The organism is Pseudarthrobacter phenanthrenivorans (assembly GCF_000813845.1).
Classification (GTDB): Bacteria; Actinomycetota; Actinomycetes; order Actinomycetales; family Micrococcaceae; genus Arthrobacter; species Arthrobacter phenanthrenivorans_B.
Genome location: NZ_JWTB01000074.1, coordinates 1 through 266, shown reverse-complemented (window position 1 = coordinate 266; position 266 = coordinate 1). Strand labels below are relative to the sequence as shown.

Annotated in this window: 1 pseudogene; it reads left to right on the top strand. The window is 70.3% G+C overall.

Annotation, left to right across the window (positions count from 1 at the left end):
* A pseudogene (locus RM50_RS20935) lies at positions 1-266 on the top strand (hypothetical protein); the annotation flags it as partial.

The window sequence follows — 266 nt, the reverse complement described above, 5'->3', positions numbered from 1 at the left end:
GTTGCGGAGACTGCCAAGAGCGAGGCCGCGAACGTGGCGCACGAGGCCAAGGCCAACGCGCAGGACCTGCTGCACCAGGCCAGGACCGGCCTGACCAGCCAGGCAGGCACCCAGCAGCAGAAAGCCGCCGAAGGCATCCGCAATATTTCCAGCCAGCTGCACAGCATGGCCAGCGCCCCGGACCAGCAGGGCATGGCCAGCGACCTGGTCCGCCAGGCAGCCGACCGCGCGTCCTCGGTGGCGTCCTGGCTGGAGAACCGGCAGCC